The 14428-nt window shown below is 64.7% G+C and carries 14 protein-coding genes and 1 riboswitch; of the genes, 13 read left to right on the top strand and 1 reads right to left on the bottom strand.

Annotated elements, in window-relative coordinates:
• Window positions 1–170: 170 nt before the first annotated feature.
• From cobT to AC07VH_RS24950, 13 genes are all read left to right on the top strand, one after another.
• A complete protein-coding gene (gene cobT, locus AC07VH_RS25010) occupies window positions 171–1211 on the top strand; it encodes a nicotinate-nucleotide--dimethylbenzimidazole phosphoribosyltransferase (protein WP_494788624.1) in 1041 nt (346 codons plus the stop codon).
• Between the two features lie 4 nt (window positions 1212–1215).
• Entirely contained in the window at window positions 1216–2022 is an 807-nt protein-coding gene (locus AC07VH_RS25005) for an adenosylcobinamide-GDP ribazoletransferase (RefSeq protein ID WP_494788623.1), read from the top strand.
• A gap of 4 nt (window positions 2023–2026) precedes the next feature.
• On the top strand, window positions 2027–2581 hold the full coding sequence (locus AC07VH_RS25000) for a histidine phosphatase family protein (protein ID WP_494788622.1): 555 nt from the start codon (window positions 2027–2029) through the stop codon (window positions 2579–2581).
• A gap of 44 nt (window positions 2582–2625) precedes the next feature.
• Window positions 2626–2867, top strand: a riboswitch (cobalamin riboswitch).
• Window positions 2868–2893: 26 nt separating this feature from the next.
• Window positions 2894–4861, top strand: a complete 1968-nt coding sequence (locus tag AC07VH_RS24995; protein WP_494788621.1) for a TonB-dependent receptor domain-containing protein — start codon at window positions 2894–2896, stop codon at window positions 4859–4861.
• A gap of 88 nt (window positions 4862–4949) precedes the next feature.
• A complete protein-coding gene (locus AC07VH_RS24990) occupies window positions 4950–5975 on the top strand; it encodes a FecCD family ABC transporter permease (protein ID WP_489628806.1) in 1026 nt (341 codons plus the stop codon).
• A 7-nt stretch (window positions 5976–5982) separates the two neighbouring features.
• Entirely contained in the window at window positions 5983–6750 is a 768-nt protein-coding gene (locus AC07VH_RS24985; protein WP_494788620.1) for an ABC transporter ATP-binding protein, read from the top strand.
• Between the two features lies 1 nt (window position 6751).
• Window positions 6752–7384, top strand: a complete 633-nt coding sequence (gene cobO, locus AC07VH_RS24980; RefSeq protein ID WP_494788619.1) for a cob(I)yrinic acid a,c-diamide adenosyltransferase — start codon at window positions 6752–6754, stop codon at window positions 7382–7384.
• Between the two features lie 7 nt (window positions 7385–7391).
• A complete protein-coding gene (gene cobU / locus AC07VH_RS24975; RefSeq protein ID WP_494788618.1) occupies window positions 7392–7958 on the top strand; it encodes a bifunctional adenosylcobinamide kinase/adenosylcobinamide-phosphate guanylyltransferase in 567 nt (188 codons plus the stop codon).
• Complete coding sequence (gene cbiB, locus AC07VH_RS24970; protein WP_494788617.1) at window positions 7952–8905, top strand: adenosylcobinamide-phosphate synthase CbiB; 954 nt, start codon at window positions 7952–7954, stop codon at window positions 8903–8905. Before cobU ends, cbiB begins: the two co-directional genes overlap by 7 nt.
• Window positions 8898–9884 (top strand): threonine-phosphate decarboxylase CobD, encoded by a 987-nt coding sequence (gene cobD / locus AC07VH_RS24965; RefSeq protein WP_494788616.1) that lies wholly within the window; start codon window positions 8898–8900, stop codon window positions 9882–9884. Before cbiB ends, cobD begins: the two co-directional genes overlap by 8 nt.
• The gene (locus tag AC07VH_RS24960; RefSeq protein ID WP_494788615.1) at window positions 9881–10780 is read left to right on the top strand and encodes a cobalamin-binding protein; all 900 of its coding nucleotides are present in this window, start codon (window positions 9881–9883) and stop codon (window positions 10778–10780) included. The genes cobD and AC07VH_RS24960 overlap by 4 nt, the downstream gene beginning before the upstream one ends.
• The gene (locus AC07VH_RS24955) at window positions 10777–11583 is read left to right on the top strand and encodes an ABC transporter substrate-binding protein (protein WP_494788614.1); all 807 of its coding nucleotides are present in this window, start codon (window positions 10777–10779) and stop codon (window positions 11581–11583) included. The genes AC07VH_RS24960 and AC07VH_RS24955 overlap by 4 nt, the downstream gene beginning before the upstream one ends.
• On the top strand, window positions 11580–13034 hold the full coding sequence (locus tag AC07VH_RS24950) for a cobyric acid synthase (protein ID WP_494788613.1): 1455 nt from the start codon (window positions 11580–11582) through the stop codon (window positions 13032–13034). The genes AC07VH_RS24955 and AC07VH_RS24950 overlap by 4 nt, the downstream gene beginning before the upstream one ends.
• A 66-nt stretch (window positions 13035–13100) precedes the next feature.
• Here AC07VH_RS24950 and AC07VH_RS24945 read toward each other — a convergent pair whose 3' ends face one another.
• Complete coding sequence (locus AC07VH_RS24945) at window positions 13101–14246, bottom strand: hypothetical protein (RefSeq protein WP_494788612.1); 1146 nt, start codon at window positions 14244–14246, stop codon at window positions 13101–13103.
• Window positions 14247–14428 lie beyond the last annotated feature (182 nt).

The raw sequence follows: 14428 nt of genomic DNA, 5'->3' as shown, positions 1-14428 counted from the left end.
TCAACTCCTTCTTTTTCTCACCGTACTCAGCATTTGCATGCGTCGTTCAGCGAGGGGGCGAATTATAGCCCTGCCCCACGCAGCCTGCAAGCGCTATTTTGCAGCTGAGCAAATATTGCTGTGTGATATCGTAGCGCCGACAATCCCCTGCCGCATCCACCTTGACTCCCATGCCTATTCCACACATCGTCCCCACCGCCAATCCCGCCCTGGCCAGCGCACTCGAACATGCCATCAATAGCAAGACCAAGCCGCTGGGCAGCCTGGGACTGCTGGAAACCCTGGCCCATCAGATCGGCCTGATCCAGCAAAGCACGCAACTGGCATTGCGCCAGCCTGCCATCATCGTTTTCGCGGCCGACCATGGCGTTGTGGCCGAAGGCATTTCCGCCTACCCACAAAGCGTGACGTGGCAAATGGTGGAGAACTTTCTCGGCAACGGCGCCGCGATCAACGTCTTTGCCCGGCAAAGCGATTGCGCCCTCTATATAGTAGATGCCGGGGTGAACCACGATTTCGGCCCGCGCGACGGCTTGCTCGACCGCAAGCAAGGCCCCGGCACCCGCAATTTTGCCCAAGAACCCGCGATGAGCCAGGAACAATGCCTGGCCGCCATGCAGGCGGGCATGGACCTGGCCGCCACCTTGGACGGCAATGTGCTGGGCTTTGGTGAAATGGGCATCGGCAATACCACTGCAGCAGCCGCACTGATGCACAAGCTGACGCAAACGCCGGTCGCCGACTGCGTGGGCGCCGGCACCGGCCTGTCCAAGGAAGGCATATTGCACAAGCAGCAGGTGATCGAAGCGGCCGTCGCCCATCATGCGGCAGTCCATGAGCCACTCGACGTGCTGGCCACCTTTGGCGGTTTCGAGATCGCCATGATGGCCGGCGCCATGCTGAAAGCAGCCGAAAGGCGCATGATTCTGCTGATCGACGGCTTCATCGTCAGCAGCGCCCTGCTGGCGGCGGCCCGTCTGCAGCCAGCCATCCTCGATTATTGCGTGTTTTCGCACTGCTCCGATGAAAACGGCCATCGCCAGTTGCTGGAAAGCCTCGGAGCGCGTCCGCTGCTGCACCTCGATTTGCGCCTCGGTGAAGGCACGGGATCGGCGCTGGCCTTGCCGCTGCTGCACGCGGCCGTCAACTTCATGCGCGAAATGGCCACCTTCGCCTCAGCCCAGGTCAGCGAAAAGTCCACGCCAGACTAAGATCATGAGCAACCCCGTTTCCGCCGCAGTCCATCAGTGCCGCCTCTTCTTCATTGCGCTGCAGTTCTTCACGCGCCTGCCAATCCCGCGCTGGGTGGGTTTCGAGCCCGCCTGGCTGCAGCACGCTTCGCGCTACTTTCCGCTGGTCGGCGTGGTGGTGGCGGCCATCAGCGGCGCCGTGTATCTGCTGGCCAGCTGGCTCCTGCCTTCGGCGGTGGCCGTGCTGCTGGCCGTCGCCGCCGGCATCTACCTGACGGGCGCCTTCCATGAAGACGGTTTTGCCGACATGTGCGACGGCTTCGGCGGCGGCTTGACGCGCGAGCGGGTGCTGGAAATCATGAAGGATTCGCGCATCGGCGCGTATGGCGCCATCGGCATCCTCAGTCTGCTGGCCATCAAGTGCGCCGCACTCGCCTCGCTGCCGCCTGCCTCGGTGGTGGCGACCCTGTTCATCGCCCATCCGCTCTCACGCCTGGCCGCCGTCTCGCTGATCTGGCTCATGGACTATGCGCGCGATGAAGGCAAGGCCAAGCCGATGGCGCAGGAAATGACGACGGGGGAATTCCTCATCGCCGCCGTCTGCGCCCTGTTGCCCGCCATCGCCTGCGGCGCGCTGGGCATAGTTGACTGGAGCGCGCTGGTCTTTGCCATGGTGGCGGCGGCATCGGCCGCATTCTGGCTGGGCCGCAAATGCCAGCGCCGCCTGCAAGGCTACACGGGCGACTGCCTGGGCGCCGTGCAGCAGGTGGCGGAAGTGGCGATTTACCTGGCCATCCTTTCCAGCTTTCAGCCACCGACACGCTTCTATTGACACCATGCGTCTGATCCTCGTTCGCCACCCCACGCCGCAAGTCACCAGCGGCACCTGCTATGGCCGCAGCGACGTGGCGGTGGCGCCGCATGAAATGGCCGCCGCGCGCGCCAGCCTGCAAGCGACCTTGCCACCCGGTGTGCCGCTCTACGCCAGTCCGCTGCGCCGCTGCGCCGGCCTGGCAACGGCCCTGGCGCAGGATCTGCCCGCGAGCGAATTACACCTTGATGCCCGGCTGGCCGAAATGGATTTCGGCGCATGGGAAATGCAGCCCTGGCACGCGATTGCACGCGCGGACATCGATGCCTGGGCCGCCGACCTTGCCTGGTACCGCCCCGGCGGCGGCGAGAACGTGCTGGCAATGGCTGCCCGCGTCGATGCGTTTTTAGGCGATCTGTTGCGCGAACAACACGAAACGGCGGTCATCATCTGCCATGCGGGTACCATCCGCCTGCTGTCTGCGCTGCAGGCGCGGCTGCCATTGGAAGAAACGGCCCTGCTGGCCGCCCATTCCGCCCATAAAATCGCCTACGGTGCGACGGTCGTCTTCGATTTCTGATATCGAATCGTCCAGCCAGCCATGTCAGTCCACGCCCACTGCACGTATAATGACCGGGTTTTGGTGCCCGCGCTCATGTCCATGAGCGCAGTTAAACGGGAAACACGATGCCGCGCCCGCGGCGAACGTGTGCTGCCCCCGCAACGGTAAGCAAGTGTCGCCCCTCCCAACAGGAGGCGGACGACAAGCTATCTCTGACAACCACTGTGCTTGCAATCATCGAGCATGGGAAGGTGGGATAGCCGTACTTGCCAGCCCGGATACCGGCCAGGACAGGTGGAAGTGTGCGAACGGGGATGTTCGCGATCCAGAATGGCCCATGGCCATCTTCGATCGTCATCTTCAGTTCCCACTTCTGTTCAATCTGGCCTACGGGGACGTCGGCTGGTTGCATATTACTTACTGAAAATTATCATGACCCATGCTGTTTCCCGCCACGCGGCGCTCACGTCGCTCGCGCTAGCCATTGCCGCGCCTGCCGCTTTCGCCCAGACCACGCCAGATACCTTCGATCCAGTGATCGTCACCGCAACCCGCACCCCGCAAAAAGCCAGCGAATTGCTGCCCGATACGAAAATCATCACCAGCGAAGAAATAGTGCGCTCCGGCGCTGGTTCCGTGACCGAATTGCTGCAAAAGCAGCGCGGCATCGAAGTGACGCGCAATGGCGGCGCAGGCACGGCGGCGTCGGTATTCATTCGTGGCGCGAACAGTACCCAGAATATCGTTCTGGTGGACGGCGTCCGCATCGGTTCCTCGACCCTGGGCACCGCCAACTGGAGCCCGGTTCCACTGGCAAATATCGACCGCATCGAGATCGTCTACGGTCCATTGAGCACCCTGTACGGCGCCGATGCCATCGGTGGCGTCATCCAGATTTTCACCAAAAAAGGCAGCGGCGCGCCAGTGGTTGGCGCATCGGTCGGCTTTGGCAGCGATGCCACGCGCCAATATGATGCCAGCGTTTCGGGAGCAACCGGTGGCTACAATAGCCTCAGCTACTCGCTGAACGTCAGCAAGGAAAAAAGCGACGGTTTTTCGGCCACCAAACCAGGCAATTTCTCTTACAACGCAGACAAAGACGGCTACGACAAGAAGAGCGTCACTGGCCAGGTTGGCTTCCAGTTGGCCAAGGGACATGACTTGGGCCTGGCATTCATGAACAGCAAGCTTGAGGCCCAGTACGACAACGGCCCTGGCTATGATACGCGCAGCAATCAAAAGCTGGAAAACATCGGCGTATTCATGAACAACGAATTCGTTCAAGGCTGGCACAGCAAGGTACAAGTTGCCGAAGCACGCGACAAGGCCAACGAGGACACCGCTGCGGGCGCAGCCGGCAAAAGCCATCTGGAAACCAAGCAATCGACTTTCGATTGGCAAAATGACATTACTATCGGCGCCGATACGCTGCAGTTGCTGGCCAGCTACCGCAAGGAAGAAGTTGTCTCCAGCGCCAAGCCAATCTTGAATCGTGCGCGCGACACCAAGTCGCTGGCAGCGTCCTACACCATGAAGCGCGACCAGCACCTGCTCAGCGCAAGCCTGCGCCGTGACAAGATGTCGGAAACCGGCTCGACCAACACAGGCAGCCTTGGTTACGGCTACCAGATCAATAATGCCTTGCGCGCCACCGCCAGCTACGGCACCAGCTTCCGCCAGCCTACCTACAATGAACTGTATTACCCAGGTTACGGCATTGCCAGCAACCGTCCCGAAAAAGGCCGCAATGCTGAAGTCGGCCTGCGCTATGACGATGGCAAGACACAGCTGAGCGCCGTGTACTATCACAATCGCGTGACCGATTTGCTGATCTATGCGGACACCTGCCCGGTTGAAGTGGCCACGCATCCGTTCGGCTGCGCCTACAACGTCAACAAGGCATTGCTGGAAGGCATCACCTTGACCGGCCGCCGCAAGTTTGGCGACTTTGGCCTCAGCGGCAATATCGACCTGCAAGATCCACGCGATCAAACCCTGGACAAATCGCTGGTGCGCCGCGCCAAGCGTCACGCCAACTTTGCAGCCGACTACAACATCGGTCAACTGAATACGGGCGCCGAATGGCAATTGTCGGGCAAGCGTTTTGAAAATCCTGCCAACACGACCAGCCTGGGCGGTTATGGCTTGGTTAACCTGTTCGCTACCTATCAAGTGGCGCAGGACTGGTCGGTGCTGGCACGCTGGAACAATATCACTGACAAGAAGTATGAACTGGCACGTAACTACAATACCGCTGGCTCCCACTTCTTCGTCGGCCTGCGTTACGGCTCGAAATAACCATGTTGTAATGATGTAAGCTGCGGGCGGTGGCGCTATCCGTCATCGTCCGCAGTGCAGTTCTGTGGTCCCCGTTTTAAAGGTATGCATGCACCCATTTTTCCGCAACATGCGCCACCGCGCCACCGTGATCCTCACGGTGCTGGTCGCGTGCGCCGTTGCCAGCCTGATTTTCTCCGGCATGATCGGCTCGATCGCGATTCCGCTCGCCGACCTGCCTTCCGCCCTGTTCCATGTCGTACAGGGCAAGACCGATACCCTCGCCGCCACCCTGCTCGACCTGCGCCTGGGCCGCGCGCTGACCGCCTTCGTTACCGGCGCGGCGCTGTCGCTGGCGGGCCTGATGATGCAGGCCCTGCTGCGCAATCCCCTGGCCGACCCGTATGTGCTGGGCATTTCCGCCGGCGCCTCCGTCGGCGCGCTGGCCGCACTGCTGTTCATGTGCGCGCTGTGGGTGGTCGATGCCGCCGCCTTTGCCGGCGCCGTCGGCGTGTCCATGCTGCTGTACTTCTTTGCCCGGCGCGACCTGCGCGGCGGCACGGCGGCCGAAGGCGGTGCCTCGCTCTTGCTGCTGACGGGCGTGATCCTGGCCTCGGCCTGCATGGCCATCGTCACCCTGATGCTGTCGATCGCCCCGGAAAGCCGCTTGCGCAGCATGGTGTTCTGGATGATCGGCGACCTCTCCGGCGCGCCCGCGCGGCTGATGCCGTGGCTGGTTTTGGCCGGCGCCCTGGTCTTCGCCTTGCGCTGTGCGCGCTCGCTCAACGTCATGGCCCTGCACGCGGAAGCGGCCAGCACCCTGGGGGTGCGCGTGGGCGCCCTGCGCAAGGGACTGTTCTTCTGTTCCGGCCTGCTCACGGCCAGCGCCGTCACCAGCGCCGGCAGCGTGGGCTTCGTCGGCCTGATCGTGCCGCACGCGCTGCGCTTCGCCTGCGGTCCCGATCATCGCCTGCTGATACCGGCCGCTGCGCTGGCCGGCGGCACCTTTCTCGTGCTGGCCGATACCCTGGCGCGCACCGTGCTGGCGCCATTACAGCTGCCCGTCGGCGTGGTGACAGCCATGATAGGTGCGCCCGTGTTCCTGTACCAACTGCACCGGCTGCGCAGGAGATGAAAAAAGCATGATACGCACCTACCAACTTGGCCTGAAGGCGGGCACGCGCTCCCTCGTGGAAAACCTCACCTGGCAGATCAAAGACGGCGAATACTGGAGCGTCATCGGCCGCAACGGCGCAGGAAAAAGCACCCTGCTGCGCGCGCTGGCCGGCTTGCGCGAACCGGATGCCGGACACGTGACGATACAGGGCCGCGCCCTGATCGACTGGCCACTGGAAGCACTGGCGCGCGAACGGGCCTTCCTGGCGCAGGCGCGGCACGACGCGTTCTCCTACCGCGTCATCGAAACCGTGCTGTCGGCGCGCCACCCGTATCACGACAACCATTACTGGGAAGGCAGCGACGACCAGCGCATCGCCCTGGCGGCACTGGCCTCGATGGAAGTAGACCACCTGGCCGAGCGCGACGTGCGCAGCCTGTCCGGCGGCGAACGCCAGCGCGTGGCGATTGCCGCCATGCTGGCGCAGGACACGCCCCTGCTGCTGCTGGACGAACCGGCCAACGCACTGGATCTGGCGCACCAGGTCAGCGTCATGGGCCTGCTGTCCAAGCTGTGCCGCGAACAGAATAAAACCGTGGTCATGGTAGGCCATGACCTGAACCTGGCGCACAGCGTCTCGACCCATGCGCTGCTGCTGATGGGCGACGGCGGCTGGCTGGCCGGCCCTGTGGCCGAGGTGATGCAGGCCTCCATCCTGGGCGACTACCTGGGCCACCCGATCGAAATCATCGATCACGGCAAACGCAAGATATTCATACCGAAAGAGGACTGACATGAGCGACAACAAACCTATCGACGTAGAAACAGCCGCAATCAACGAACGCCACCGCGTGCGCATGGAGAGAAAAAAGGCCATCATCGACGCGGCCATCGCCAAGGCCGACAAGGAAATCGGCATCATCATCGTCAATACGGGCAACGGCAAGGGCAAGAGCTCGAGCGGCTTCGGCATGGCCATCCGCGCCATGGGCCACGGCATGAAAGTGGGCGTGGTGCAGTTCATCAAGGGCGCCATGTCGACGGGCGAAGAAAAATTCCTGCGCCGCTTCCCCGAGGAAATCAGCTTTCATGCGATGGGCGAAGGCTATACCTGGGAAACGCAGAACCGCGAGCGCGACATCGAAAAAGCCGAACTGGCATGGGAACAGGCAAAGACATTCCTGGCCGACCCCAGCTACGGCCTGGTGCTGTTCGACGAACTCAATATCGCCCTCAAGTACAACTACCTCGACGTGCACAAGGTCATCGCCGATCTGCTCGATCGCCCGGCCATGCAGCACGTGGTCATCACGGGCCGCGGCGCGCCGGACGAATTGATCGCCATTGCCGACACCGTCACCGAGATGGCCGTCGTCAAGCATGCGTACGCGGCCGGCATCGGCGCACAGATCGGCACCGAGTGGTAACAGCGCCATGACGCGCACCCTGGTCTTTGGCGGCGCCCGTTCCGGCAAGAGCGCCTATGCGGAAACGCTGGCCCGCGAGTCCGGCAAGGAAGTGCTCTACATCGCCACCGCGCAGGCGGGCGACGACGAGATGGCCACGCGCATCACGCATCACCGCGCACAGCGCCCGGCCGGGTGGGTGACTATCGAAGAACCGCTGCGCCTGGGCGACGCCATCCTGCGGGAAGCACGGCCGGGCCGCCTGCTGCTGGTCGACTGCCTGACCCTGTGGCTGACGAATCTGATGTTTTCCAGCGGCGAGACGTATCCGGACGTGGGCGACATCGCCCTGCCCGAACTGTTCCACAGCGAGCGCGCACACCTGCTGTACGCGCTGGCCGAAATCGGCGACACCGGCTGCGACCTCGTGCTCGTCTCGAACGAAGTGGGCATGGGCATCGTGCCCTACGGCGCCATCTCGCGCTGCTTCACCGACGAGGCGGGCCGCTTGAACCAGGCCGTGGCGGCCGTGTGCGACAAGGCTGTCCTTATCGCCGCCGGCCTGCCGCTGCACCTGAAAGGCGGCCCATGCTGAGCGGCCTGTCGCTGCCCATGCTGGCCGCCTTGATGACGGCCGGCGTGCTGCTCGACATGCTGCTGGGAGAAACGCGCCGCTGGCATCCGCTGGTGGGTTTTGGCCGCCTCGCCAGCGCGCTGGAACGCCTGCTGAACCGGGGCCGTGGGCGTTTCCTGCGCGGCGCGCTGGCATGGTCGCTGGCCGTGCTGCCCCTCAGCTATGCCGCCTGGTGGCTGTGCGGCCTGGCCGGCGCGGCCTTGCACGTCTTTTTGCTGTATCTGTGCCTGGGCCTGCGCAGCCTGCGCGACCACAACCAGCCGATCGCCGATGCCCTGGCCATCGATGACCTGGACAACGCGCGCCTGCTGACGGCGCGCATCGTCAGCCGCGACACGGCCAACGCCGATGCGGCCAGCCTGGCCAAGGCCAGCACGGAATCCCTGCTGGAAAACGGCAACGACGCCGTCTTCGGCACCCTGTTCTGGTTTGCCGTGGCGGGCGGCCCCGGCGCCGTGCTGTTCCGCCTGGCGAATACCCTCGACGCCATGTGGGGCTACCGCAACGAACGCTACGACTGGTTCGGCTGCTGCGCCGCGCGCATCGACGACATCCTCAATTACCTGCCGGCCCGCCTGACGGCCCTGTCCTATGTCTTGCTGGGCAAGAGCATGGCGGACAAACGGCGCGCCTGGCACTGCTGGCGCACGCAGGCCCCCGACTGGGGCAGCCCGAATGCGGGGCCCGTGATGGCCAGCGGCGCCGGCGCCCTGGGCCTGACCCTGGGCGGCGACGCCATCTACGACGGCGAGCTGGAACGCCGCCCGCCGCTGGGCAGCGGCCGTCCCGCCGAAGCGCGCGACATCGACCGCGCCTGGCGCCTGGTGGCCGAAACGGCTGTCCTGTGGCTGATCTGGGTGGCGCTGCTGGCGGGCCTGTTCTACCTGAAAGGGAAGTATCTTGCTTGAACATGGCGGCAATCTGCGCGACGCCGCGCGCGCGTATGGACGGCCAATCGCCGACTGGATCGACCTGTCGACCGGCATCAATCCGCACGGGTATCCAGCGCCAGCACCCGACGCCAACGCCTGGCACCGGCTGCCGGAAGCCGATCCTGCCCTGGCTGCCGCCGCCTGCGCCTATTACGACGCGCCGGCCATGCTGCCCGTGGCGGGCACGCAAGCCGCCATCCAGGCCCTGCCCCGGCTGCGCGCGCCGTCGCGCGTGGTGGTGGCCGCGCCGTCGTATGCGGAACATGCACACCACTGGGGCCAGCACGGCCACGATTTACGCCAGGTGCCGTATGCGCAGCTGGGCGACGCCATCGACAGCTGCGACGTGCTGGTCGTCTGCAATCCGAACAATCCCACGGGCGAACGCATCGCACCGGAACTGCTGCTGGAATGGGCCGGCAAGCTGGCCGCGCGCGGCGGCTGGCTGGTGGTCGATGAAGCGTTTGGCGACACGGAAACGCAGGCCAGCCTGGGCCCGCACTCGGACCAGCCGGGCTTGATCGTGCTGCGCTCGGTGGGCAAATTCTTTGGCCTGGCGGGCCTGCGCCTGGGCTTTGTCGCCGCCCATCCCGCGCTGCTGGCGCAGCTGGCCGACATGCTGGGCCCGTGGACCGTCAGCGGCCCGGCACAGCAAGTGGCGCTGGCCGCCCTCGCCGACACGCATTGGCAGCACGCGATGCGCGAGCGCCTGCGCGGAGAAGGCGACCGCCTGCACCAGCTGTTGGCCACGCACGGCATCGCCAGCAACGGCACGGCGCTGTTTCAATGGTGGCCGGAAGAACGCGCCGAGGCGCTCTGGCGCCATATGGCGGAATCGGGCATCTGGGTGCGCCTGTTCCGCCACGCGGCCCACGGCATCCGCCTGGGCCTGCCCCCCGACGAACATGCCTGGCTGCGCCTGCAGCAGGCCCTCACCGCATGGAAGCCCTTATGAACCACTTGAAAACCGCACTGCTGCTGGTCGGACTGGTCTCGCTGCAAACACACGCCGCCATCAGCGTGCGCGACGACGACGGCAATACCGTCACCGTAGCAAAACCGGCGCAGCGCATCCTGGCACTGGCGCCGCACGTCACGGAACTGCTGTTCGCGGCCGGCGGCGGCGACAAGATCGCCGGCGTCGTCAGCTACAGCGACTATCCGGAAGCGGCCAAGAAGATCACGCAAGTGGGCGACAACCGCCAGTACGACATGGAGCGCATCATCGCCATGAAACCGGACCTGATCGTCGTGTGGATGCATGGCAGCGCCGAGCGCCAGATCGCCATGCTGCGCCAGCTGAAAGTGCCGATCTATCACAGCGAGCCGCGCAAGCTGGCCGATATCCCCGACAGCATGGAGCGCCTGGGCCAACTGATGGGTACGGAAAAAACCGCCAAGCCGGCCGCCGCCCAGCTGCGCGCCAAACTGGCCAGCTTGACGGCGCAATACGCGCAGCGCCCGCCCGTGCGCGTGTTTTACCAGGTGTGGGACAAACCTCTATATACCTTGAGCGGCGCGAGCATCATCAGCGATTCGATGCGCGTATGCGGCGGCCAGAATGTGTTCGCCGCGATGAAGGTGGTGGCGCCCGTCGTCACGCCCGAAGGCGTGCTGCAGGAAGACCCGGAAGTCATCTTCGGCACCAGCGAAAAGAGCGACCCGCGCAGCGAAGGCGGCCTGGCCATGTGGCGCGCCTTCCCGTCGATGACGGCCGTGCGCAAAAATAACCTGTTCCGCCTGAATGGCGACCTGCTGAACCGCGCCGGCCCGCGCATGATCGAAGGCACGGCCGCCATGTGCGAACAGCTGGAAATGGCTCGCCAGCGCCGCGCCAAGTCCGCACCATGAGCCACTACCAACGCATCGCCTGTTTGTCGACGGAAGCCGTGGAGACGCTGTACGCGCTGGGCGCCGAGGACGTCATCGCGGGCATCTCGGGCTTTACCGTGCGTCCGCCACGGGCGCGCGAGGAAAAAACCAGGATCAGCGGCTTTTCGTCCACGAACCTGGAACGCATCCTGGCAGTGGAACCGGATCTCGTGATCGGCTTTTGCGACATGCAGGCCGATATCTGCCGCGACCTGGTCAAGGCCGGCATCGAAGTACACCAGTTCAACCAGCGCACGGTCGACGGCATCCTGCGCATGATCGCCGTCCTTGCCGCGCTGGTGCGGCGCGAGGAAGCGGGCAAATTGCTGATCGCCAGCCTGCGCGCGGACATCGCCGCCGCCCACAACCGGGCCGCGGCCTGGACGCGCAAGCCCGTGATTTATTTTGAAGAGTGGAATGATCCCCTGATGAGCGGCATCGGCTGGGCAGCGGAACTGATCGCCATCGCCGGCGGCACGGACGCCTTCCCGGAATTGTCCGTGCAGCCGGGCGCGAAGGAGCGCATCATCGCCGATTCCCACGACGTGGTCGTACGCGCGCCCGACATCATCCTCGCCAGCTGGTGCGGCAAGAAATTCCAGCCCTCGCAACTGGCGGCGCGCCCGGACTGGGATGCGATTCCCGCCGTGAAAAACCAGATGCTGTTCGAGATCAAGTCGCCCGACATCCTGTCGCCCGGCCCGGCGGCGATTACCGAAGGGCTGCGCCAGATCAGCGACATCATCGCGCGCTGGCAACATCTGCAGGAGCAGCAGGCATGAAGCTTCCCTTCCCCGTCCTGATGGTGCAGGGCACGACGTCCGACGCGGGCAAGAGCACCGTCGTCGCGGCCCTGTGCCGATTGTTGAAGCGCCGTGGCGTGACGGTAGCGCCGTTCAAGCCGCAAAACATGGCCTTGAACAGCGCGGTGACGAGCGACGGCGGCGAGATCGGCCGCGCCCAGGCCTTGCAGGCGCTGGCCTGCGGCATCGCGCCGCACACGGACATGAATCCGGTGCTATTAAAACCGTCGTCGAACACGGGCGCGCAAGTGATCATCCACGGCAAGGTGCGCGCCGAGATGGATGCGCGCGACTACCAGCAATACAAGACCATCGCCATGGGCGCCGTGCTGGAATCGTTCACGCGCTTGCGCCAGCAGTACGAGGCCGTCGTCGTCGAAGGCGCGGGCAGCCCCGCCGAAGTCAATCTGCGCGCGCGCGACATCGCCAACATGGGCTTTGCCGAAGCCGTCGACTGCCCCGTGATCCTGGTGGCCGACATCGACCGGGGCGGCGTCTTCGCGCACATCATCGGCACCCTGGCGTGTTTGTCCGACAGCGAGCGCGCGCGCATCGTCGGCTTCGTCATCAACCGCTTCCGCGGCGATATCTCGCTGCTCACACCCGGCATCGACTGGCTGGAACAGCAGACGGGCAAGCCCGTGCTGGCCGTGCTGCCCTACCTGCAAGGCCTGTTCCTCGATGCGGAAGACGCCGTCGAAGCGACGCAGGCCGAACGGGGTGCCTTCAAGGTGGTGGTGCCGCAACTGCCGCGCATCAGCAACCACACGGATGTCGACGCGCTGCGTGCCCACCCCGGCATCGACCTGCAATTCATCAAACAGGACCAGCCGATTCCAGCTGCCGACCTGGTGATCCTGCCCGGCAGCAAGAACACGCGCGGCGACCTGGCCTGGCTGCGGCAGCAGGGCTGGTCCGCCTACCTGGCGAAACACCTGCGCTACGGCGGCAAGGTGCTCGGCATCTGCGGCGGCTTCCAGATGCTGGGGCAGAGCGTGCGCGATCCGCTGGGCGTGGAAGGCGCGGCGGGAGAGTCAGCGGCACTGGGCCTGCTCGACATGGTGACGGAATTGACGGCGGAAAAACGCCTGCAGCAGGTCGCTGGCCACTGCGCGTTTGACGGTGCGGCCGATGCCCCCGTGGCAGGCTACGAAATCCACATGGGCGTGTCGCATGGCGCGGCGCTGGCGCAGCCGGCCTTCATCATCGACGGCCGGCCCGAGGGAGCCGTATCGGACGACGGGCAAATCCTCGGCAGCTATTTGCACGGCATGTTCGACACGCCCGCCGCGTGTGCGGCGCTGCTGCGCTGGGCGGGGCTGGACTCCGGCCACACGGTGGACACCGCCGCCCTGCGCGAGGCGAGCCTGGAACGCATCGCCGATGCTGCGATGCCGTTGATGGAGGCATTGGAACGATTACCGGGCTGATGGTGTTGTCGGGTTACGCCGTACCGGCTAACCCGACCTACTCACACAGGCACGTGGCGGCACCTCTTAATTTTTCAGGCACGTGCCCATATACGTGCGGTCGGTGGAAAACTCGACCGCCATGCTCGACGACACGGGCATGAACATCGAATAGTCGGCCGGCACGTCGGCCGGGTCCTTGAACACGGCGATGCCATCGAAATCGGCGGCCTGCGCGCCCAGGCCCAGCTTGTTGGCGGTGATGGTTTCCGCATGCGTCTTGCCGCTCGTGTTATTCGTCAGGGTGGCGGTGCCGCCCGCAATCTCGATCCTGGCGCTGATGCCCGGCGCCGCACAGGCGTAGCTGCCGGCGATTTCGCTGCCGATCTTCTGTCGTTTGGCCGCCACGATGGTACCCACGCGCAGCACGTTTTCCTGGTTGCGGCTGTAGCGGTCGATGAACAGCGCCAGCCCCCGGTCGCCGGCATGCACGTGGACGATGCCGAAATCCTGCTGGCCCTGGCGGGCGACGAGCAAACCGCTCTTCGCATCCTTGACCAGGGTCAGGCTGGCGTTTTCCGCCTCCAGCTGCGGCGATACCGCCGAGCACACGCCTTGCGCATTGAACACGCCGCCATTACACAGTTGCGCGCTGCCGTCGGCCGCCACCTTCAGGCTGCCTTTCGGATTGAAACGGTCGCCGCCGTTCGATGCATTGCGCATGGCACCCAGGAAAATATAGCTGCCGGCCAGCCCGGCCACGTCCCCCACCGCATAGCCGGTGCCGCTGACGGTCGAGGCCATGTTACCCAGCTTGATATTTCCGCTCAACAAGCGCGTGCGCGCGTCGACAGTGACGCTGAAATCCGCTGCCGTGTAGGTGGTGAGATGGCCAGCGGTGACGGCGCTGAACGTGCCGCTGCGGTCGCTCAAGCCGAACTGCGTCGACAGCACCCGGATCGCGTAGGTTTTCTTGACGCTGTCGAACGTGATGCGCCATGTGTCGCCGATATCGGCCGCCACGTCATACACCGTCTCGTCCGCATTGGCGCCGGCGATCACGGCCAGGCCAGCCTGGGCGGCGACCGCTTGCGAGGCGACCGTCACGGGCTCGGCGACAGGCGTGACCACGACGGGCGGCGTGACCGGCGCTTCCGGTGCAGCGTGATCGCCGCCGCCACCGCAGGCGGACAGGGCGGCGCTCAGGGCAAGGAAGGTAAGTGCATTTTTCATGTGGCATGACTTTCGGGAAGGAGGGGCGGGAGTTGCCGGAAAACACATGCTAGCCTTGCCAGCAATCTATTGCCATGGAACAAATGTTCCATGGACGATGCCCCCGGCGCACTGCCAGAATGAATGGCGCGGGCGGCACGCCTGCGCCATTTATGTGACAATTCGTCGTACTGTCGGCTCCG

It is taken from the genome of Janthinobacterium sp. GW821-FHT03C10, from assembly GCF_059420865.1.
The sequence above is the reverse complement of the archived record's forward strand: the minus strand, read 5'-3'. Positions and strand labels throughout refer to the sequence as shown.